Source organism: Phocaeicola intestinalis (genome assembly GCF_014837065.1).
In the GTDB taxonomy this organism is placed as follows: Bacteria; Bacteroidota; Bacteroidia; order Bacteroidales; family Bacteroidaceae; genus Phocaeicola; species Phocaeicola intestinalis.
Genome location: NZ_JACSPP010000153.1, coordinates 1 through 602, shown reverse-complemented (window position 1 = coordinate 602; position 602 = coordinate 1). Strand labels below are relative to the sequence as shown.

The following is a 602-nucleotide window of genomic DNA, read 5'->3' as shown; positions in this document are numbered from 1 at the left end:
TGCTATACATAATTCTATAAATTTGGTTGGCAGCGAAGTTACCCATTTCAATCAATAGCCTTTTTTTGACTGCTTACTGACAAGGTACCAGTTGACGAGGTTCTGAATAGTTTTACTGAATGTATTTAAAACCTAGTTACCTAGTACCTGTTACCTAGTACCTAATCCTAAAACCTCGTTCACTAGTACCTGATACCTAGTCCCTAAAAATAATCAACCTGCCTGAGCATCTCCTTGTCCTCGCTCATGTACCGTCCAGGCTGTGGCGGCTCCACATGCGACAGCAAGATGCGCTTCTGCTTTCCGTTGTTCAGCATAGCCGCCAACCTGAGCCTGCATCCGTATGTGTCCCGCATGGGTATCGGGCTTTCCGAAACGGTGCGCCATGCTTTTCTTCCGTATGCCTCACAGGATTTGTTGGCTTTCAACACGCTAAATCATAATGATGCGATTTCTTCCGGACTAAGCCCGGTAGCTTTCGCTATGATATCTGTAGAAACGCCTAAACGTTTCAAGTTTTGTGCATCCTCCAGTTTACTTTTAGCCATTCCTTCTTTTATTCCTTCTTTTATTCCTTCTTTTATACCTTCTTCTCTTCCTTC

General features: G+C 43.7%; 1 protein-coding gene. It reads right to left on the bottom strand.

The annotated features are described in order from the left end of the window. Positions 1–213: 213 nt before the first annotated feature. Entirely contained in the window at positions 214–387 is a 174-nt protein-coding gene (locus tag H9625_RS17465) for a hypothetical protein (RefSeq protein ID WP_162608592.1), read from the bottom strand. Positions 388–602 lie beyond the last annotated feature (215 nt).

Excerpts from the sequence above, each read along its gene's own strand:
- H9625_RS17465 (WP_162608592.1), bottom strand. The coding sequence starts at position 387 with ATGGCGCACCGTTTCGGAAAGCCCGATACCCATGCGGGACACATACGG.